This is a genomic window from Halomonas korlensis (assembly GCF_900116705.1).
Classification (GTDB): Bacteria; Pseudomonadota; Gammaproteobacteria; order Pseudomonadales; family Halomonadaceae; genus Halomonas; species Halomonas korlensis.
In genome coordinates this window covers 219,301-240,376 of sequence record NZ_FPBP01000005.1, presented here as the reverse complement: position 1 = coordinate 240,376, position 21,076 = coordinate 219,301, and the positions used below count along the sequence as shown (strand labels likewise).

The 21,076-nt window shown below is 61.9% G+C and carries 17 protein-coding genes; 10 read left to right on the top strand and 7 right to left on the bottom strand.

What is annotated here, in order from left to right; all coding sequences use genetic code 11:
• A partial coding sequence (locus BM341_RS09350) for a molybdopterin oxidoreductase family protein (RefSeq protein ID WP_175507839.1) occupies positions 1-770 on the top strand: 770 nt, incomplete at its 5' end.
• Here BM341_RS09350 and BM341_RS09345 read toward each other — a convergent pair.
• Together BM341_RS09345 and BM341_RS09335 are read right to left on the bottom strand one after the other, a co-directional pair.
• Positions 662-2,185 (bottom strand): FAD-dependent oxidoreductase, encoded by a 1,524-nt coding sequence (locus tag BM341_RS09345; RefSeq protein WP_089795204.1) that lies wholly within the window; start codon positions 2,183-2,185, stop codon positions 662-664. The two genes, BM341_RS09350 and BM341_RS09345, sit on opposite strands and share 109 nt — an antisense overlap.
• 350 nt (positions 2,186-2,535) lie before the next feature.
• Complete coding sequence (locus tag BM341_RS09335) at positions 2,536-3,447, bottom strand: DMT family transporter (RefSeq protein ID WP_089795200.1); 912 nt, start codon at positions 3,445-3,447, stop codon at positions 2,536-2,538.
• 414 nt (positions 3,448-3,861) lie between these two features.
• On the opposite strand from BM341_RS09335, the gene dctP reads away from it, so the two are divergent.
• From dctP to BM341_RS09310, 5 genes are all read left to right on the top strand, one after another.
• Entirely contained in the window at positions 3,862-5,031 is a 1,170-nt protein-coding gene (gene dctP, locus BM341_RS09330) for a TRAP transporter substrate-binding protein DctP (RefSeq protein WP_217646198.1), read from the top strand.
• Positions 5,032-5,173: 142 nt separating this feature from the next.
• Positions 5,174-7,372, top strand: a complete 2,199-nt coding sequence (locus BM341_RS09325; protein WP_089795198.1) for a TRAP transporter large permease subunit — start codon at positions 5,174-5,176, stop codon at positions 7,370-7,372.
• Between the two features lie 158 nt (positions 7,373-7,530).
• Positions 7,531-7,914, top strand: a complete 384-nt coding sequence (locus BM341_RS09320; RefSeq protein WP_089795196.1) for a DUF4168 domain-containing protein — start codon at positions 7,531-7,533, stop codon at positions 7,912-7,914.
• Positions 7,915-8,112: 198 nt separating this feature from the next.
• Positions 8,113-10,023 (top strand): DUF294 nucleotidyltransferase-like domain-containing protein, encoded by a 1,911-nt coding sequence (locus BM341_RS09315; RefSeq protein WP_089795194.1) that lies wholly within the window; start codon positions 8,113-8,115, stop codon positions 10,021-10,023.
• Positions 10,024-10,040: 17 nt separating this feature from the next.
• A complete protein-coding gene (locus BM341_RS09310; RefSeq protein ID WP_245784227.1) occupies positions 10,041-10,742 on the top strand; it encodes a 3'-5' exonuclease in 702 nt (233 codons plus the stop codon).
• Positions 10,743-10,864: 122 nt separating this feature from the next.
• On the opposite strand, the gene BM341_RS09305 is transcribed toward BM341_RS09310, so the two are convergent.
• A complete protein-coding gene (locus BM341_RS09305; RefSeq protein ID WP_089795189.1) occupies positions 10,865-12,532 on the bottom strand; it encodes a BCCT family transporter in 1,668 nt (555 codons plus the stop codon).
• Positions 12,533-12,588: 56 nt separating this feature from the next.
• Complete coding sequence (locus BM341_RS09300) at positions 12,589-13,005, bottom strand: universal stress protein (RefSeq protein WP_089795187.1); 417 nt, start codon at positions 13,003-13,005, stop codon at positions 12,589-12,591.
• A gap of 360 nt (positions 13,006-13,365) precedes the next feature.
• On the opposite strand from BM341_RS09300, the gene BM341_RS09295 reads away from it, so the two are divergent.
• The 4 genes from BM341_RS09295 to BM341_RS09280 all read left to right on the top strand — a co-directional run bounded on the left by BM341_RS09295 (position 13,366) and on the right by BM341_RS09280 (position 17,919).
• Positions 13,366-14,502, top strand: a complete 1,137-nt coding sequence (locus BM341_RS09295) for an ABC transporter ATP-binding protein (protein ID WP_089795185.1) — start codon at positions 13,366-13,368, stop codon at positions 14,500-14,502.
• Between the two features lie 108 nt (positions 14,503-14,610).
• Positions 14,611-15,720 (top strand): extracellular solute-binding protein, encoded by a 1,110-nt coding sequence (locus BM341_RS09290; RefSeq protein ID WP_089795183.1) that lies wholly within the window; start codon positions 14,611-14,613, stop codon positions 15,718-15,720.
• Positions 15,721-15,810: 90 nt separating this feature from the next.
• Positions 15,811-17,064, top strand: coding sequence for an ABC transporter permease (locus BM341_RS09285; protein ID WP_089795181.1), 1,254 nt, complete (start codon positions 15,811-15,813; stop codon positions 17,062-17,064).
• Positions 17,065-17,067: 3 nt separating this feature from the next.
• On the top strand, positions 17,068-17,919 hold the full coding sequence (locus BM341_RS09280) for an ABC transporter permease (RefSeq protein ID WP_089795179.1): 852 nt from the start codon (positions 17,068-17,070) through the stop codon (positions 17,917-17,919).
• Positions 17,920-18,050: 131 nt separating this feature from the next.
• Here BM341_RS09280 and BM341_RS09275 read toward each other — a convergent pair whose 3' ends face one another.
• The 3 genes from BM341_RS09275 to BM341_RS09265 form a co-directional block, all read right to left on the bottom strand.
• Positions 18,051-18,926 carry a glycine betaine ABC transporter substrate-binding protein gene (locus BM341_RS09275; protein WP_089795177.1) on the bottom strand — a complete coding sequence of 292 codons (876 nt, stop codon included), beginning with the start codon at positions 18,924-18,926 and terminating at the stop codon, positions 18,051-18,053.
• A gap of 105 nt (positions 18,927-19,031) precedes the next feature.
• On the bottom strand, positions 19,032-19,865 hold the full coding sequence (locus BM341_RS09270; RefSeq protein ID WP_089795247.1) for an ABC transporter permease: 834 nt from the start codon (positions 19,863-19,865) through the stop codon (positions 19,032-19,034).
• A gap of 5 nt (positions 19,866-19,870) precedes the next feature.
• Entirely contained in the window at positions 19,871-21,073 is a 1,203-nt protein-coding gene (locus BM341_RS09265; RefSeq protein ID WP_089795175.1) for a quaternary amine ABC transporter ATP-binding protein, read from the bottom strand.
• Positions 21,074-21,076 lie beyond the last annotated feature (3 nt).

Here is a 21,076-nt window from a genome sequence, read left to right as displayed (position 1 = left end):
TCACCGAGACCGCCCAGTTCGCCGACGTGATCCTGCCGGCCTCGAGCTGGCCGGAGAAGGACGGCAGCGTCACCAACACCAACCGCCAGGTGCAGCTGGGGCGCGCCGCGGTGCCGCTGCCCGGGGAGGCCAAGCCCGACTGGTGGATCATCCAGCAACTCGCCAACCGCCTGGGCCTGGACTGGGATTATACCCATCCCCGCGAGGTGTTCGCCGAGATGAAGCGCGGCATGGCCTCGCTCGACCATATCTCGTGGGAACGCCTCGAGCGCGAGAGCTCGGTGACCTATCCGTGTCCGGCCGACGACGCGCCCGGCGCCGACGTGGTGTTCAGTGACGCCTTCCCCACCGCCAGCGGCCGGGCGAGCTTCACCCCGACCCGGCCGCTGCCGCCCGACGAGCCCATCGACGCCGACTACCCCACGGTGCTGATCACCGGGCGCCAGCTCGAGCACTGGCACACCGGCGCCATGACCCGCCGCAGCCGGGTGCTCGACGATCTGGAGCCCGAGGCGGTGGCGAGTCTCGCCCCGGCCGAGCTGGTGCGCCTGCGCCTCTCCCCGGGGGAGCCGCTGACCATCGCCACCCGGCGCGGCGCGATCACCCTGAGGACGCGGGTCGATCCGCAGATGAGGGAAGGCATGGTGTTCGTGCCGTTCTGCTACGTCGAGGCGGCGGCCAACCTGCTGACCAACCCGGCGCTCGACCCCGATGGCAAGATCCCCGAGTTCAAGTACGCCGCCTGTCGGCTGAGCCGTCCTTCCAGGTGAGCGGCCAGGCGTAGCGCCAGCTGCACCAGGGTCAGGGTCGGGTTGGCGTGCCCGACGCTGGGAAACACACTGGATCCGGCGATATACAGGTTGTCCTGGGCGAAGACCCGACAGTCGCGATCGACGATCCCGTGTTCGGGGGAATGGCTCATGCGGGTGCCGCCCATGTGATGGCGCCCGGCCAGCTCGCCCTCGGCCGGTGGGCGGATCGGTGCGGTGGTCAGCCAGTCGGCGAGCTGAAGGCGTCCAATGTCGTGATTGCGCAGGTAATCACCGAACAACAGCGTGCTGTCGCGGATAGTGCGTACGTCGAGCGGTGATTGTCGCCAGACCAACCTGGCGCGGAGCATGCCGAGGCTGTCGACCTCGCGGGTCAGCTCGATGCGGTTTTCGCGACGGGGCTCCTGCTCCCAGGCGGCACGCAGCAACAGGCTATAGATGCCATCGCCTTGACGGTTCAGGGCGTCGAAGCGGCGCGCCAGTGCCGGTGCAACGGCCGTGAGTTCGTCGATCAACCGCTGGGTCACCACGTCATCCATGCGATGCAGGCGTAGGCCGCAATTGAGGATGCCGCGCTCTTTGATGGCCTCGACGGTCGGCGACAGGAAGATGTTGTAGTGATCCACCAGGTCCAGCGGGGCCGGGTCGAGGATCAGCGCGTGCCCAACCGTGGCGTGGGGATGCTCCATCCAGTAGCGGCCGAGCGTGGCGGATTGCGGAATCAGGCGTCCCTGTGTCTGCCGATTGCACCACAGCAGCAGCCGCGAATTCTCGATTCCCCCGCATGCCAGCACAAAGTAGCGTGCGCGAACCCGGCGCAAGTCGCCTTGGTAGTTCTTGAAGGTGGCACTCGTCACCCTGCCGTCCTGGGTGTCCAGGCCGAACAGGTTGGCCGCCAGACAGCACCTGAGGGTAGGTAATTCGCTGAGCTCCCCGGCATATTTCTGGCCGACTCGGACCGGGTTGCCGAGGGAGAAGTGAATTCGCTTCAGGCTCGCCCCGGCAATCTCCTGATCCGGTGAGATGGGCTGCAGGTCGAGAATCTCGGCGGCGTCGGCGTAGTAGGGATCGAGAGCCTCTCGCTCGATCGGCCATGCCGTGTCGGGAGCGGCAGGTTTCGCCGCGAAGTCGTAGCGGTCCAGCGGGCGACTGATGCCGCCCCAATGGTTCGTCGAGCCCCCCAGGTAGCGTAGCCGCGTGTCTTCCAGGGCGGGGTAGGGATCACCTTGTACCTCGCCTTCGTAGAGCGTCTGAGAGCGCGCGCTGAAGATCTGATCACCACCTTCGCACAGCAGGACGCGATGGCCCTGGCGGGCCAGCCTGACGGCCATTGCCACACCGGCGGCGCCGCCCCCGATGAGGCAGACATCCACCTCGTCACCCGGTTCTCCGAGTGCCTCGAAGGGAACATACATCAGAGGTCGTCTTGACTGAGCAGCCAGCCCTGACGGATGACCGGCGCTGAAACTCTGGGTCGGGTAACGGGGGGCACCGGACGATTACCGGCAAGGCCGATCGTGGTGAAGGAGTAAAGCAGAAGGCCCGCCCCGGCCCATCCTGCGTTTACCAGCAACCGGCGGCGCGTCGTCGTTACCTTCATGGTGTGTGCAGTTCCTTTAGTGCGTGGTCCCTTTATTCATAGTCCTTTTCATGCCCGAGCGTCGCCCAGGCAAGCCTGGGTCCTGCGTTCTGTTCATTCTGAACGATAGTGGTCCAGTTCAGACGAGTTTGCCAGTGGCTTCCGCGTGCAGTGGGGTGTCTCGGCTCAGGTCTTGGCGGGCGGCTTGCCCCGGACCACCAGCACTACGCCAGTGATGGCGATCGCCATGCCAGCGAGCGAGGCCAGCGGTAGTTGTTCATCGAACAGCCACCAGGCTTGCAGCGCCGTGACCGGCGGGACCAGGTAGAAGAGACTGGCCACCCTTGACGCCTCACCACGCTTGATCAGGGCCATCAACAAGAGGATGGCGCTGATCGACAGCACCAGCACCAGCCAGCCCAGCGTCAATACGAAGGTCGTCGTCCATTCCACGTCGCGCTCCTCGAAGAGCAGCGCCCCCAGGCCCAGCACCAACCCTGCCCCCAGGTATTGCACCACCGTGCCCGACAGCAAGGGCATGCCGGTACAGAAGCGCTTCTGATACAAGGTGCCGCAGGAGATGCCCAACAGGGCGACCAGCACGCTGCCAAGCGCTCCAACGCCAAAGCCTTGGAACAAGTGTGCGCCGGGATCGAGCTTGCCTCCCAGCACCAGGACGATCCCGGCAAGCCCCAATGCCAGGCCCAGCCATTGCTTCGCGACCAGCCGCTCGTTCAGCAGGGGGCCGGCCAGCAGGGCGGTAAGAAGCGGTTGCAGGCCCACTAACAGGGAAGCAAGCCCCGCCGGCATGCCCTGATAGATGCCGTAGAAGACGCCGCCCAGGTAGGCACCGTGCACCAGCAGGCCGGAGACCGCGATATGGCCCCACAGCGGTGCTCCCTTGGGCCAGTCGCCGCCCATCAGCTGAACGAGGGGCACCAGTAACGCCAGCGTGAGCACGAAGCGGATGAACAGGAAGGTGAAGGGTTCGGCATACGGCAGGCCGAACTTGGCACCGATGAAGCCCGTGCTCCACAAGGCAACAAACAGGAAGGGCATGGCGGCCAGCCAGGCCTGGTGACGACGTTGCGCGGTCATAAGTGGCTCATCGAGTGACTAAGAAAGTGAGCATCATCGCGGTCATGGGCTCAACAAGCCAACCCTCGTGCTTGTGCTTTGGTCGAACAACCGCGCGGCGCTGGAATATTGGTATTACCATGATTAGCCAAGTTTATACAAGGAGTTAGCGTGTTTGGTGGGGTTGTTTGGCCCATCGCTAACCTGGCCCTGCGTTGAAAGCCGCAATTGGTTCACTTGAGGGTTTTCGCTACTTTTGGGTGTGGAAGCCTTTTCCAGTTAGACGAGGCTTTCCTGCCCGACAAGGAGGCGGGTTATCTGCATCGGAATCTCGTTGTTCAGTGCCGGTGTGTCAGACCGCCATGGATGACAACAATAAATCCTGTCGTCACTCGGTAATCCCGGGGGCGCGCCAGAACAATCAGGAGTCATGCCATGCAAGACGACAAGCAGCCGTCAAGCATTTCGTCAGTCGAGAACGACACCACGACTATTCGCGATAATTTCAAGACACCGAGTCGGCGTAATTTCCTCAAGGCGGCGGCCGTCGGTTCCGCAGCGGCAGTGGCTACACCGTGGATCGGCAATGTCCAGGCCCAGCAGGGCATCAACATACGCATGCAGTCGTCCTGGCAGCCGGGCACCACCGGTTACAAGACTTTCGAGACATGGGCCGCGGGCGTCGGCGAAGCCACCGGTGGTGAAGTCACCATCGAGCCGTTTCCTGCCGGTGCCGTGGCCGGTGACTTCGAGGTCGCCGATGCCGTGCGCAACGGCGTCCTCGACGGCCAGAACTGGTTCACCGTCTACTGGCCCGGCAAGATGCCCGCGGGTGTCTTTCTGACGGCCTTCCCGATGGGCCTGTCGCTGCCCCACCAGTGGGACATGATGTTCGGCGCCTATGGTGGCTTCGACATCGCCAAGGATCTCTACCGCAAGCAGGGCCAGGAACTGCTGGGCTACGTGCACCACGACCTCAACCTGATCCACTCCAAGGTGCCGCTGCGCAGCTTCGACGACTTCGATGGCATCAAGATTCGCATGCCGGGCGGCATCGTCGCCGAGACCTTTGCCTCCATCGGAGCGCGTATTACGCTGCTGCCGGGCTCCGAGGTCTATCCGGCGCTCGAGAAGGGCACCATCGACGCCGCCGACTTTACCGGCGCGGCTGTCAACTACGAGCTGGGCTTCTGGCAGGTCGCCGATTACATCATCATGGGACCGCCTTCCACGCCGTGTCTGCACCAGTCGGTCGACCTCATGGACATCTCGGTCAATCGACGTGTCTTCGAGCGCATGTCGTCGCAGACGCAGGACCTCATGCACGACCTGGTCGCCGGCTATTCCCGCGAGCATTACAACGCGATCCAGAAGGCCAACGCCGAGGCCTGGCCCAAGTACCGCGAGAAGGGCGTAGAGATCATCCACCTGACCGAGGACGACGCCAGCCGCTTCCGTGATGCCGCCATCCCGTTGTGGTTCAAGTGGGCCAACAAGGATGCGGACGCCGCGCGGCTGTTCAAGGCTCACCTCGATACCATGATGGACCCTGCGGTGGCGTTGATCACCGATGAGGACATCAAGGACTACCAGCTCAACGCATAACGTTCCGGCTCGACCCTACCGGGTGTTGCTGTCTTCGGGCCGCAGCACCCGGTTTCGGTAGGGCACAACCTTAGAACCCGCATCCCGTCGGCTCGACGATCCGTAGCCGTCCCTCAGGTGATGGCTCTGCGGAGGAGTTTCCATGAATCTAGAGATCAATTTCGTCTTGCCGCACTGGCTTTACTGGTCGGTGCTGCTCCTGTTGCCTTTGGCCGTGATGTTCTTCGTTGATCGAAGCTTCCGGCGTGGTGGCACCATCGACGGCGGTGACACCGCCGAGATACCCGCTGGCGATGCGCCAGACGTCGGCTTTCAGGCACCTGGCAATGCCTTGACGCGCGTCATCGACCGAGTTTCGGGATTCTCGGGTCGCTACGTGGCCTACTGGTCATTGGTGGCGCCTTTCGTCTTTGCCTACGAAGTGCTGTTGCGTTATGCCTTCAACTCGCCGACCAACTGGGCCCATGAGTCCATGACGCTGATGTTCGGCATGCAGTACCTGCTGGCCGGGGCCTTCGCCCTGCGTGAGGGGGGGCATGTTCGCGTCGACATTCTCTACATGCGCGCCAAGCCGATGAACAGGGCCGCGCTGGATCTGGCGACCTCGATATTCTTCTTTATCTTCACCATTGCCTTGCTGGTCACCGGCTGGAAGTTCTTTTCGCAGTCGGTAAGCGACAAGCTCTTCTTCGGATCGAGCTATTCCAACGAGACTTCCTTCACCGAGTGGGGCATTCAGTTCTACCCGGTCAAGTTCATGCTGTTCCTCGGGGCGCTCTTGCTGCTGCTGCAAGGGACTGCCCAGCTGATCAAGGATTTCCAGGCCTTTCGTCACCATCGTCGAGAGCACGAGGGCAGTTCGTTGTTTGCCAATGTACTGGTTGCGGTAGGGGGCGTAGTGGCTGCCTGGACGTTGTACGAGATGGTCAACATCGCCGTGACCGACTACGAGAGCCTGGCGTTCAGCCTCGAGGCCAGTCTTTCCTCGGTGGGTATCGGCAGTCTGACCTTGTTGATGTTCGGCACCCTGATGGTGGTGCTGGTCGCCGGCTTGCCGCTGGCCTTCGTCACCGGTGGCCTGGGGGTAGCGTTCCTCTATCTAGTGGGTAGTCAGGACATGCTCAATCTGATGCCCTCGCGCATCTTTCCGATGATGACCAACTACCAGTTGTCGGCGATCCCGCTGTTTATCTTCATGGCCTCGGTGCTTGAGAAGGCCGGGATCATCGAAGAGCTGTTCGATGTGGTCTACAAGTGGATGGGCGGGCTCAAGGCCGGTCTGGCCATTGCCACGATCATCGCCTCGACCTTGCTGGCGGCAATGGTCGGCGTCATCGGCGCGGCCGTGGTGACCATGGGCCTGATCGCCTTGCCGGCGATGCTCAAGCGCAACTACGACCCCGAGATCGCCATCGGCTCGATCATGGCGGGTGGCACCTTGGGCATCCTGATTCCGCCATCGATCCTGGCGATCATCTACGGCGTCATCGCCCAGCAGTCGGTGGGTGAGCTCTATCTCGGCTCGCTGATCCCCGGCCTGCTGCTGGCCGGCATGTATGCCTTCTATGTCTGGTTCCGCGGCAGTCTCAATCCTAAGATGGCGCCGCCGATGCCGGTCGAAGATCGTGTCGACATGCGCGAGAAGCTGCGTCTGCTGCGCAAGATGCTGGCACCCATTGTGCTGGTCACGCTGGTGCTGGGCATCATCTTTACCGGCATCGCGACCCCGGTGGAAGCAGCCGGTATCGGCACCTTCGGTGCCCTGATCGTCGCCGCCATGCACAAGCGCTTGACCTGGCCGAATCTGCATGCCGCCTGCATGACCACCCTGGTGGCCACTGCCATGGTCATGTGGATCATCTTCGGTGCGAGCATCTTCGTCGGTTTCTATATCCTGCAGGGTGGCCAGACCTTCGTGCAGGAGCTGATCTCCGGTGCGGGTCTTAGCCCTTATATGGTATTGGCGCTGATGATGGTGCTGCTGGTGGCGCTGGGCATGTTCCTCGACTGGGTGGGCATCCTGCTGCTGGCGGTGCCGATCTTCGTGCCGCTGATCGAGGGGCTGACGTTCGACGGCCTGCTGGGCTTCCCCGGCGTGGACCCGGCGAAGGTTTCGCTGTGGTTCGGCGTCATCTATCTGGTCAACATGCAGATGTCCTTCCTCAGTCCGCCCTTCGGCTATGCGCTCTTCTACATCAAGGGTGTCTGTCCGCCACATATCACCATGGCGCAGATCTTCAGGTCGTCCTTCCCTTTCCTGGGCATCCAGGCCCTGGGGCTGCTGCTGGTGATACTGTTTCCGGCGCTGGTGACATGGTTACCCGGCCTGGCCTATGGCTGATCCTTGGTGGTCCTCCTCTGCAATCGGTACCACCTGCAAGGCAGGCTCCCTGATAAGGAGAGCCTGCCTTACATTCGGTAACAATAAAGTTCTGAACGCGCGGCCCCCATTACCGTCACAGGGGGGCACATTCATAAAGCAAAACCCTGGAGGTATTCATGCAACGGATTACTGCCCTGTTCTCAGCCGCACTTCTCGCCGCCGGTCTGATGACGGCCACGGCCCACGCTCAGGAAGGAACGGCTAATACCGAGCAGCCGCAGGCCAGCGCTCCCGCACAGGATTTCGATGATGGTCAGCTCGAGCAGTTCGCTGATGCGTCCCAGGAAATCGCCGCGGTTTCCCAAGATTACACACAGCGTCTGCAAGAAGCTGAAAACGAGGAAGCGCAGCAGGAAGTGCGCATGGAAGCCAACGAAAAGATGGTGGAAATCGTCGAGGACAGTGGCCTTGATGTGGATACCTTCAACGCCATCGGTCAGGCCATTCAGCAGGACCCCGAGCTGATGCAGCGCGTTCAGGAAATGGCTCAGTCATCGTAAGCCGACTCGCCTTTTCGCCGACGTGCATCGGCAATATGAAGGCCACCCCACGGGGTGGCCTTCTTCGTTATCGCGACTTTACAGCGCTTGAATGAGCTTCCAGACTAATTGCAAGTACCGTCTTCGAGCCCTCTACGAGCCCTTTATAAAGCCCCTTTATAAGAGTCCTGCGTATGCGCCCTGCGAATGAGTCCTGTCATGGAGGTTGAGCTGCTCGAGATCCGCCAGCACATGGGGCGCTTCACGCCTTTTGATCTGATTTCCGACGAACGCCTCGATGGGCTGGCAGCTCAAGTGGAGGTCGCCTACTACAAGGCGGGCACTGATATCCTGACCTATGGACAGGAGCTCCACGAGTTCTGTTATATCCGTAGCGGTGCGGTCGAGGTCTATCGTCGCAACGGCGAACTCTACAATCGCCTGGGCGAGGGCGATATCTTCGGCCACTTCAGCTTGCTGCGCGACCGACGGGTTCGCTTCCCGGCGCGTGCCCTGGAAGACACATTGATCTATTTCATCCCCGAGGCGGCGTTCCACGAGTTGTGCGAGGCCGACGAGCACTTCGCCGATTTCGTCGAACTGGAACGGCCGCGACTGGAAACCGCCTCCGAGCAGCAGAAGAAGAACAACGACCTGATGATCACCCGGGTGCGCAAGTTGGTTACCCGCTACCCGCAGATGGTCGAGGCGAGTACCACGGTACAGCAAGCGGCGCAGCAGATCGGGGAAGCCCAGGCGTCGTCGGTATTGGTGCTCGATGCGCCTGGTGACAATCCCCGCTATACATTTCGTGACAGCGAGGAGCGTGCCTGGGAGGTCCGGGGCATTCTCACTGATAGCGACTTCCGCAAGCGGGTGGTGGCAGAAGGGCGCTCACCCGATACGCCGGTGGGCGAGGTGATCGGTGGTCGACTCATCGCCATCCAGTCTGACGAGTCGGTGCACGAGGCGATGCTGTGCATGCTGCGCAACAATATTCACCATCTACCGGTCATGCACCGACGCAGCCCGGTGGGCATCGTGCATCTCTCCGATATTATCCGTCACGAAACGCACAGCAGCCTCTATCTGGTCAGCAACATCTTTAATCAATCATCGGCGGCGGGCCTGGCGAAGCTGGCGCCCGATGTGCGTGCGGCGTTCGTGCGCATGGTCGAGGACGGGGCCGATTCGCAGATGGTGGGCAGCGCCTTGTCGACCATCGGACGCAGTTTCACACGTCGGCTGTTGGAGCTGGCCGAGGAGGAGCTGGGGCCGCCGCCGGTGCCTTATTGCTTCATGACCAACGGCTCCATGGCACGCAACGAGCAGACTATCGTGACCGATCAGGACAACGCGCTGGTGCTCGATGATGCCTTCGATCCCGAGCGACACGATGCCTATTTCCTGGCATTGGCCCAACGCGTCAGCGATGGTCTCAATGCCTGCGGTTATGCGTACTGCACCGGCAACATCATGGCCACCAATCCCCAATGGCGCCAGCCTCTGGCAGTCTGGAAGGGGTATTTTCGCGACTGGATCGATAGTCCCACCCCGGAGCGTCTGTTGCACAGTTCGATCTTCTTCGATCTGGATAGCGTCTACGGTGAGAATGTCTTCGTCGAGCAGCTTCAAGAGCTGGTGGCCGACAAGGCGCCGCGAAGCCAGCGGTTTCTTGCCGCCATGTCGCGCAATGCCTTGAATCGCAAGCCGCCGCTGGGCTTCTTCCGCACCTTCGTGATGGAAAAGGATGGCAAGCAGAACAACACCATCAACCTCAAGCGCCGCGGTACCGCGCCCATGGTCGACCTGATCCGTATCCATGCGCTGGCCTGTGGTTCCCGGGCCCAGAACAGCTTCGAGCGGCTCGATGATATCGGGCGTACCCAGCTTCTGGCCCCGGGGGTTAGCGACAAGCTGCGCTATGCGCTGGAGTTTCTGGCCATGTCGCGCATACGTCACCAGATGATCGACCTGCGCAACGAGCGCACGCCGGACAACACCATCGAGCCGGAGAACGTTGACGACAATGAACGGCATACGCTCAAGGACGCTTTCCAGGCATTGAGCAACGCCCAGAAGTTTCTCAAGTTCCGTTATGCCATGCCGTCACGGAACCTGGCGAAGTGAGGGATACCGGGCGAAAGGTGCGGCATTCGCAGGATTGGCCCGCTTATCTGGCGGCGCGCCACGAAGCGGCGACACACCCTTTACTGGAGCGCTACTTCGCCGCCCGTTCTCTGTCACCTGACACGCCCATCGCCAAGGTGCCAATGGTCGCAATGGATATGGAAACGACCGGCCTCGATGCGCGCCGCCATGGCATCGTCAGCCTTGGCTTGGTGCCCTTTACCCTGTCGCGCGTGCTGCTGGCCCAACGCCGTTACTGGGTCGTCAAGCCCCGACAGCCGCTGAATCGGCAATCGGTAACCTTTCACCACATCACCGATTCCCAGGTGGCGGATGAGCCGGATCTGGAAGCGATCCTTCCCGAGCTGCTCGAGGCACTGACCGGACGGTTGGCGGTGGTGCATTACCGTCATATTGAACGACCGTTTCTCGATCGTGCCGTAAAAGCCCGGCTTGGCGAAGGTATTCGCTTCCCAGTCATCGATACTATGTCGCTCGAAGCGCGCCTTTACCGTCAGCCGCTGTGGGCGCGCTTTCGCCGCTGGCTGGGTCGGCCTCCGGTATCGATCCGGTTGCAGAGCAGCCGGGCGCGCTACGGCCTGCCCGCCTACCAGGGACACCATGCGCTGATCGACGCCTTGGCCACCGCCGAGCTACTGCAAGCCCAGATCGCCACGCACTACCACCCAGAAACGCCGGTCGGTGAGCTCTGGAGCTGAAGCCGCACTAACTGGGTCATCACGGCGCGACGCGAGGCTACAAGAAACCATACGAGACGAAAAAAGGCGGCCTGGGGATTACCCCAGGCCGCCCTCTTGCGTTGCAGGCGAGTGCTTGTCGTTCAGCGGGGCTCGCTCATGAGACCCTTGACGATGGCGTAGCAGCCCACCAGCAGCACCAGCGTGAAGGGTAGACCGGTGGTCAGGGCGGCCGTCTGCAGGGCGCCCAGGCCGCCGCCGAGCAGTAGGGCGATGGCGATGGCGCCCTCGATCAGCGCCCAGAAGATGCGCTGGGGCTTGGGGGCATCGACCTTGCCGCCGGCGGTGATGGAGTCGATCACCAGTGAGCCGGAGTCGGAGGAGGTGATGAAGAACACGACCACCAGCACGATACCCACGAAGGAGGTGATGGCGCTGAGCGGCAGGTACTCCAGCATGGTGAACAGCTGCAACTCCAGGGCGGCATCCTGCACCTCGGTGATGCCGGCATTGACCACCTGATCGATGGCGGTGGTGCCGAAGGCGGTCATCCACACCACCGAGGCCAGGGTCGGCACCACCAGCACGGCGATCAGGAACTCACGCACGGTGCGGCCGCGGCTCACGCGGGCGATGAACATGCCGACGAAGGGCGACCAGGCGATCCACCAGGCCCAGTAGAAGGCGGTCCAGCCCTGGCTGAAGTTGGCATCTTCGCGCCCGAACGGCATGGAGAGTGCCGGCAGGTTCTTAACGTAGCCGAGCAGGTTCTCGAACACGCCGGTGGCTATCATCAGCGTCGGGCCCACGGCGATCACGAACACCAGCAGCAGCAGGGCGAGTGCCATGTTGAGCTGCGACAGGCGCTGCACCCCCTTGTCGACGCCGAGCATGATCGAGCCCAGGGCGACAAGGGTAATGCCCAAGATCAGCAGCACTAGGGTGACGTTGTTGTCCGGGATCCCGAACAGGTAGTTGAGGCCGGCTGAAGCCTGGGTCGCCCCCAGCCCCAGCGAGGTGGCCAGGCCGAACAGCGTGGCGAACACCGCCAGGATGTCGATCAGGTGGCCAGGCCAACCCCATACGCGTTCACCCAGCACCGGGTAGAAGATCGAGCGCATGGTCAGCGGCAGGCCCTTGTTGAAGGCGAAGATCGCCAGCGACAGACCGACGATGGCGTAGGCGCCCCAGGGGTGCAGGCCCCAGTGGAAAATAGTCGCGGCCATGCTCAGCGAGATGGCGCCGGCCTGGTCACCCTCGGCACCGCCCAGCGGAGCCCAGTCGGTGCGCAGGCCATCCTCGCCCATGCTGATGCCGCCCATGGCCGTGCCATAGTGGCCCAGCGGCTCGGACACGCCGTAGAACATTAGACCGATGCCCATGCCGGCGGCGAACAGCATCGCGAACCAGCCGGCGTAGCCGAAGTCTGGCGTGGCGTCGGCGCCACCGATGCGTACCTTGCCCAGCGGAGTGAAGATCAACACCAGCGCGAGGATCACGAAGACGTTGGCGCCGAGCAGGAAGACCCAGGCTAGGTTGGTAGTCAGAAAGGTGAACATGCTGTCGAAGATTGGTTCCACCTGGTCCTGGAGGGCCAGCGTGAGGATCACGAACAGCAGGATCACGATCGACGAGACCATGAAGACCTTGCCGTGCAGGTCCACGTCGATCCCCATGGGGGAGGCGGTGATATTGTCCTGGCCGATCACGTAGTCGGTATCGATGAGGTTCGCCGCCCCTTCAGGGGCGGGAATGCCCTCGGAAGCGGTGCTCGGCTCCTGGGGTTTCTCGTCTTGAGGATCGTTAGCCACGAGACATCTCCCTGCTGGTGGTGTTGTTAGAAAGCGTACTCGACGTTTGCCTGGTGTCAGGGTCTGATCAGAAAGATCGACGCCTTGGTATGGGTGGCCACCTTGCCGCCGTGAGAGGGCATGATGACATCCAGGTGCTTGGGGGGATGAGTGGGCATCACGACAAGGTCGGCACCTACGTCATCGATCGCCCGAATCAGCTCATCGTCAAGATCGGCAATCGGATCGGGGGAGCTGATCGTCTTGGCGCTGACCGGTTGGCCGTGCACCTTGGCCTGCTGATTGGCGAAGACTTCGAGCTTCTGCTGATACTCGGCGGGTGTTCGGGCGACGCTGCCCGGCGTGTTGGCTGTCACCCCGACATAGCAGACCTCGGCGCCATAGTGACGCGCCAGATCGGCTGCCTGTGCCAGTGCTGGTTCAATCAAGTCGAGGTGCGCCAAGTCCACCGGTATCATGATCTTGCGATACATGCTCAGTCTCCTTGCTTGCTACATTAGGAAGCGTGTGATGCGTGATCGGCGTTAGCTTTCATGACTCATGCTACGCGATGAGGACGGCTCTGCCGAATGCCAGGAGGCGACATCCCGGCGCGTTCCCCGTTGTCATAGCTAATTTCCCGGTCAAAAGTGTGCTTCGTTTTCAACGCTGCTTGTCCTTCGCCAGCATTGCGGTGGGGCCCCCGTCCCCTCTATTGTGGAGCTAAATTAGCCAAAATAATAATCTGGGATCTTGGCGGGGCATCGGTGGCGATGCATGACTTGCAGGGTGGCCATCGAGGCGATAGGCAAATCTCGTCGCCCGCCCACCGGGAACCTTAGCAGGGAGTTTTCATGCAGCAGATTCTCGATAGAGACGAGGAGGTGGCAGCGCAGGCCGACTCGTCCGACTGCTTTGTCCGCTTCATCGATGTGCAGAAGAGTTATGACGGCGTTGAACTGGTCGTGAAGGGGTTCAACCTGGATGTACGGCACGGTGAGTTCGTCACCTTGCTCGGCCCGTCCGGTTCAGGCAAGACGACCTGCCTGATGATGATGGCGGGATTCGAGACCCCGACCCATGGCCAGATCCTGCTCAAGGGCGAACCGATCAACGACCTGCCACCCCACAAGCGTGGCATCGGCATGGTGTTCCAGAACTATGCGCTCTTCCCGCACATGACCGTGGCCGAGAACCTGGCCTTTCCGCTCGAGGTGCGCCATCTCTCGAAGGACGAGATCCAGCGCAAGGTGGATCGGGCGCTGGCCATGGTGCGCCTGGAGGACTTCGGCGCGCGGCGTCCCGCACAGCTGTCGGGTGGCCAGCAGCAGCGAGTCGCGCTGGCCCGGGCACTGGTATTCGAGCCCGATCTGGTGCTGATGGACGAGCCGTTGGGTGCGCTCGACAAGAACCTGCGCGAGGAAATGCAGTACGAGATCAAGCGTATCCATGCCAGCCTCGGCGTGACCATGATCTACGTCACCCACGATCAGACCGAAGCCCTGACCATGTCGGATCGCATCGCGGTCTTCAACGACGGTGTCGTCCAGCAACTCGCTACGCCCGATACGCTCTACGAGGCGCCGGAAAATGCCTTCGTGGCGAGCTTCATTGGTGAGAACAATCGCCTGCTGGGCGAGGTGGTCGAACGGCAGGGCGAACGCTGCCAGGTACGTCTCGACAGCGGCGAAACCGTGACGGCGACGCCTGTCGCCTGCGGTGAGGTGGGTACCAGGACCACGCTGTCACTGCGCCCCGAGCGTGTCGCCATCTTCGACCACAGCCGACAGGATGAGCTCGACAACTGCTTTCGCGGCGAAGTGCTCGAGGTGATCTATCTTGGCGATCATTTGCGCACGCGTCTGCGCGTCTGCGGCAACGACGACTTCATTCTCAAGACACCCAACGCCAAAGGCCATTCGGCGCTCAAGCCCGGTCAGGGTGTCGAGGTCGGTTGGTCCTGGCGTGACTGTCGCGCCCTGGATGCGTGAGCATCAGGTCGGGTCCGACGATCCCTGAGGACCTGGCCGGCGTCGTACCCGACGCCATGCAAGCGATGTAGCAGGGAACTGAGCAAGAACAACAAACGGAGAACCACCATGAAAACCCTCAAGACCTATCGTGTGATCAAGGGAACTGGCCTGGCGGTAGCCGGCATTTCGGCACTGGCCATGGCGGTCGGTGCCCAGGCCGCGACGCTTAATATCGTCTCCTGGGGCGGCGCCTACAGCATGAGCCAGCACGAGGCCTACGATAAGCCGTGGATGGAAAAGACCGGCGACGAGATCGTCAATATCGACCGTAGCGGCAATGCGCTGGCCGGCCTGCGCGCCCAGTCCCAAGCCGGCAACGTGACCTGGGATCTGGTCGACATGCTCCCGGCGGATGCCATGATCGCCTGTGCCGAAGGGCTGATCGAGCCTCTCGAGCATGATGAGCTACTGGCCGATGCCCCGGACGGTACGCCCGCAAGCGAAGACTTCGTCGAAGGCGGGCTGGGCGACTGCTTCGTGGCATCCATCGTCTACTCCAACATCGTCGCCTTCAATAGCGATATGTTTCCTGCCGACGAACAGCCGAGCACCATCGAGGACGTCTTCGACCTGGAAAACTACCCCGGCAAGCGGGCCCTGCTGCGCAAGCCGATCAATAACATGGAATGGGCGCTGATCGCCGACGGCGTCGAGCGAGACGAGGTCTACGCCATGCTCGAGACCGAGGAGGGCGTACAGCGCGCCTTTGCCAAACTCGATACCATCAAGGACGAAGTCATCTGGTGGGAGGAGGGCGCCCAGCCACCCCAGTTGCTGGCCGACCAGGAAGTCGCCTTCGCTTCGGCCTACAATGGCCGAATCTTCAATGCCATGGTCACCGAGGATCAGCCCTTCGAGATCCTATGGGACGCCCAGGTGTTCGAGCTGGATGGCTGGGTGGTGCCCACCGGCAAGCTCGACAAGGTGAAGGATTACCTGCACTTCGCCACCGATACCCAACGACTCGCCGACCAGGCGCAGTACATCTCTTACGGCCCGGCGCGTCTGTCGTCATCCGAGTTGGTTTCCACGCATGCCGAAACCGGCATCGAAATGACGCCGCACATGCCGACCCACGAGCCCAACTTCGCAACGGCGCTGCAGAAGGACGATCTGTTCTGGGCCGACTACAACGATGAGCTGACCCAGCGCTTCAACGCCTGGCTATCTCAGTAAGGCCTTGCCGCCACCCGGTGAGCGCCGGGTGGCGGCATCCCGTTGTGCACCCGCTGCCGATCGTTTCCTTCGCTTGATGGAGAGACCTGCGTGTCCGAATCTCCCGCTGCGCCCTTGAGAACCGCCGATGGCGTGCCGCTCAAGGTCAGTCTGCGTCGTGCCGTGCGACGCTCGAAAATCAAGGCGCTATTGCTGGTCGCGCCGCTGCTTACCTTTCTGATTATCGCCTTCGTGATGCCGCTGTTCGAGATGTTGTGGCGCAGCGTCGACAACCCTGAAGTCTCTACACACCTGTCGCGTACCGTGGCCGCGCTGGAGGGCTGGAACGGTGAGTCGTTACCCGATGAGACCACCTTTGCCGCTCTTGCCGAGGACCTACGCGAAGGTCAGCAGGCGCGCAATCTGGGTCTGCTGTCCAGCCGGCTAAATTACGAGAAATCGGGCATGCGCTCGACCATCAGCCGCACGGCGCGACGGATCGGCACGCTGGAGCCGCCGTATCGCGAGGCGCTGATCGAGGTCAATGATACCTGGGGTGAGCTCGATACCTGGAAACTCATCCAGCGCGAAACCTCTCCCTACACGATGTCGTATTACCTGGCGGCGATCGACCGTCAATTGAGTCCGGACGGCGAGATAATCACGGTGCCGGAACATATGCAGATCCACGCTACCCTGTTCTGGCGAACGTTATGGATGAGTGCCGTCATTACGGGCTTGACGCTATTGCTCGGCTATCCGGTGGCCTTTCTGCTGGCGAGTCTCCCGGCGCGACACTCTAACCTGCTGATGATTCTGGTATTGCTGCCGTTCTGGACCTCGCTGCTGGTGCGAACCACCACTTGGATCGCTATCCTGCAGTCACAGGGGGTCCTCAACGACGTCATGGTGGCGCTCGGCATAATTGCCGACGAGGCGCGTTGGCAGATGATTCACAACAAGATGGGCACCATCATCGCCATGACACACATCCTGCTGCCGTTCATGATCCTGCCGCTCTATTCGGTGATGAAGACCATCCCGCCGAGCTACATGCGTGCGGCACGCTCGCTGGGCGGCAAGCCGTTTCTGAGTTTCCGCCGGGTGTATTTCCCACTGACGATTCCCGGCATCGCCGCCGGCGGCATCCTGGTGTTCATCCTGTCGATCGGCTACTACATCACGCCGGCCCTGGTGGGTGGGCAGTCGGGTCGCTTCATCACCAACTACATCGCCTACCACATGCAGACATCGCTCAACTGGGGACTGGCGGCCGCCATCGCCTCGATCCTGCTGTTCGTGGTGATCATCTGTTATCTGGTCTTCAATCGCCTGATCGGCGTCGACAAGGTCAAGCTGGGGTAAACGATGGCCATTCCTTCCTATGCCACCCGTGGCGAACGCATCTGGCACTACCTGTTCCTGGGCCTCTGCGGCCTGGTCTTCCTGTTTCTGATTGGGCCGCTGCTGGTGATCATCCCGCTGTCGTTCAATGCCGAGCCTTACTTTACCTTCAGCAAGGCGATGGTGACCTTCGACCCGGCCGGCTACTCGCTGCGCTGGTATCAGGATTTCTTCACCTCGAGCGAATGGCTCAATGCCATCAAGAACAGCTTCATCATCGGCATCGCCTCCACGCTGCTGGCGACGGTGCTGGGAACGGTGGCGGCGCTCGGACTGTCGAGTCGGCACATGCCAGCGCGTGGCGCGATCATGGCCCTGCTGATCTCGCCGATGATCGTGCCGCTGATCATCTCCGCGGCAGCAATGTTCTTCTTCTTTTCCAAGGTCAATCTCGCCCAGACCTATGTAGGCGTGATCCTGGCCCATACGGCGCTCGGTATCCCCTTCGTGGTGATCACCGTGACGGCCACGCTGTCGAGCTTCGATACCACGCTGATCCGCGCCGCGCATAGCCTGGGGGCCAACCCGACACGCACCTTCTTCAAGGTGGTGCTGCCGCTGGTGACGCCGGGGGTGGTGTCGGGGGCGCTGTTTGCCTTCATCACCTCCTTCGACGAGGTGGTGGTGGTGCTGTTCATCGCCGGCCCCGAACAGCGCACCATGCCGATCCAGATGTGGTCGGGCATCCGCGAGCAGATCAGCCCGACGATTCTCGCCGTGGCGACGCTGCTGGTGCTGCTCTCCATGCTCCTGCTGACCACGCTGGAGCTGCTGCGACGCCGTGGCGAGCGGCTGCGGGGCGTGACGCCGGGCTGAGATAAGCCGGTGGCGGTAGCAGAACAATAGAAGCGTCAATGAAAACAAGAGCGGCAACGCAACGAAAAGCGGGGAGGCATCCAGGATGCTTCCCCGCTTCGTGTGGCGCTTGCTACTTCTGCTGACTCGCCTTATTCAGCGGCGGAGAGCCATTCCTCGACAACATCCTGGTTGTCTTCAACCCACTGCTTGGCGTTCTCGTAGGGGTCGGCGTCGTCTTCCTGATTCATCAACATGACCTCGCCCATCTGCTCGGGCGTCCATTCGAAGGCATCCAGAATGGCATAGGCCTCCGGCATGTCCTCTTCGAGCCCTTGACGAACGACGGTATGGATCTGCTCGGCGCCGCCATAGACGTTCTCGGGATCCTCGAGATACTTGAGATCCCAGCGAGCGAACTTCCAGTGCGGCGTCCAGCCGGTGACCACGACGTCTTCCTCGTTCTGGATGGCGTTCGCCAGCGACGCGGTCATGGTCGCGCCGCTGCCGCTGCGCAGGTTCAGGTCGAGGTCATAGGTCTCGACGACTTCTTCGGTCAGGCCCATCAGGCCGGCGCCGGGGTCGATGCCGATGATTTCGTTGTTGAACGTCTCGGCGTTGTCATTGAGCTCGGCAATGGAGTCCACATCGGTGTAGGCCGGTACGACCAGGCCCAGCTTGGTGCCGTCCAGATTGACGCCCAGGTCCTCCACGTCGTCACCGACGCGTTCCAGGTAATCGGCATGGGTAGTCGGCAGCCAGGCGGCCACGATGGCGTCGGCATCGCCCGTCGCCAGCGACTGCCACATGGCGGCGGCGGACAGCGATGTCATCTCGACCTCATACCCGGCCTGTTCCAGCACGGCGCGCACCACGTTGGTGGAGGCGACCTCGGAAGACCACTCCACATAAGCGAGATGTACGTTGCCCTTGTCCTGGGCCTGAGCGGCGCCGGCAGTGAGACCTGCCCCAGCGATCAGCGCCAGGCTGGCAAAACGAATATGACGGCTAAGCGGTTGCTTGAGCATCAATCTACCTCTTCTTTGGAGTGACCGTATCAATATGGCGACAGTCACGGAATAATTCAACCTCGGGCGTCAACGCCTGGGCTTTTGTGCCAGGCTCCGGGTGACTTAGGACTTGCGCGTCTTGCGCAGCGACTGAGTCAGGCGGTCGAGCAGCATGGCGAGGATGACCACGGCGATACCGGCCTCGAAGCCATCACCCGGGCGCAGACGCTGAATAGCGCGCCAGACTTCACTGCCCAAACCATCGGCGCCGATCATCGCGGCGATCACCACCATCGACAGGGCGAGCATGATCGTCTGGTTGATGCCGGCCATCACGGTGGGTAGCGACAACGGCAGCTGTACCTTGAACAGCTTCTGGCGACTCGTGGCGCCATAGGCGTCGGCGGCCTCGATCAGCTCTACCGGCACCTGGCGGATCCCCAGCGTCGTAAAGCGGATCGCCGGCGGCATGGAGAAGATCACCGTGGCGAAGATCGCCGAGACCGAGCCGATCCCGAAGAAGGGAATCGCCGGAATCAAGTAGACGAACGCCGGCATGGTCTGCATGAAGTCGAGCACCGGCATGATCGTCTTGTAGAGCCGCTCGGAGAGCGCCGCGGCAATACCCACGGGAAGCGCGATGACCACCGCCACCAGGGTCGCGATCACCACCAGCGTGAGTGTCTCGATCATCGGGTCCCAGAGGCCCAGATTCCAGATCAGCGCCAGGCCGAGCGCCGCCCCGATGCCCAAGCGCAGGCCGGCGGCCTTCCAGCACAACAAGGCAATGATCACCAGCAGCGCCCAGGGGGGTATCCACATCATGGCGTCGTTGAGGCCATTGATGCCGGTCTGGGTGACGCGGGAAATCGCTCGGGTGACGACGGAGTATTCACTGGTCAGCCAGGTCAGGCCGCCCTCGATCCAATCGCCTAACGGAATGCGCGGAATGTCGATTGCCATCAGTTGTCTCCTGCCTGTGCCAGTTGATCGAGAACGGCGCCCTTGACGACGACGCCGAGCAGCCGACGGTCGCTATCCACCACGGCGATGGGAAAGCTCTTTTCGCTGAACATGGCGAACAGGTTATGCATCGGCTCTTCGGGGCCCACGGAGCGGAAATCGTGGATCATGCAGTCACGAATGCTGTCCTTGCCGTCCTTGCTGGCCTGGTCGGCGGCATCGGCCTCGACCAGTCCCAGCAGCTTGCGCTCGCGGCTGGTGACATAGATCGAATCGATGGCGTTTTCCTTCATCTTGCGCAGCACCGTGCGCGGGCCATCGTCTTCGCGGGCGGTGGCGCGAACTGGGCGCATGGCGCTCTCGGCGGTGAGGATGCGTGATTTGTCGACGCCCTCGATAAAGCGGCGGACATAGTCATCGGCGGGCTGGGTGAGGATTTCCTCGGGCGTGCCAATCTGCACCACTTCGCCATCCTTGAGCAGCACGATGCGATCACCGATGGTCAGGGCTTCGTCCAGATCATGGGTGATGAACACGGTGGTCTTCTGCATACGACTCTGCAGTTCGAGCAGCTCTTGCTGCATGTCGCCACGGATCAGCGGGTCGAGGGCCGAAAAAGCCTCGTCCATCAGCAGCACGGTGGCGTCGTTGGCCAGTGCCCGCGCCAGGCCCACGCGCTGCTGCATGCCCCCGGAAAGCTGGTTGGGCAGGGCGTCTTCCCAGCCCTCCAGGCCCACCTGCTTGAGCGCGTTGCGTGCGATCTCGGCGCGCTTGGCCTTGTCCACGCCACGAATCTCCAATCCGAACTCGGCGTTCTGTTGCACCGTGCGGTGGGGGAAAAGCGCGAAGTTCTGGAACACCATTGAGAAGTGGCGACGGCGGCACTCCAGCAGCGCCTTGTCACCGAGTTCGGGAATGTTCTCCCCATCGATGACGATTTCACCCTCAGTGGGTTCAATCAGCCGGTTGAGGCAGCGAATCAGCGTGGACTTACCAGACCCCGATAACCCCATGATGACCAGCAGTTCACCTTCATGAACGTCGAAATTGATATTCGACAGGCCGAGGGTCTGACCGGTCTTTTCGAAAATGTCGGCGCGGCGCAGTCCTTGCTCGCGTAGCTCGAGTGCTTTCTTCGGCTGGCTGCCGAACACTTTGGTCAGGTTGCGAACCCGAATCTTGACGTTGCGGTTCTCGTTCATTGG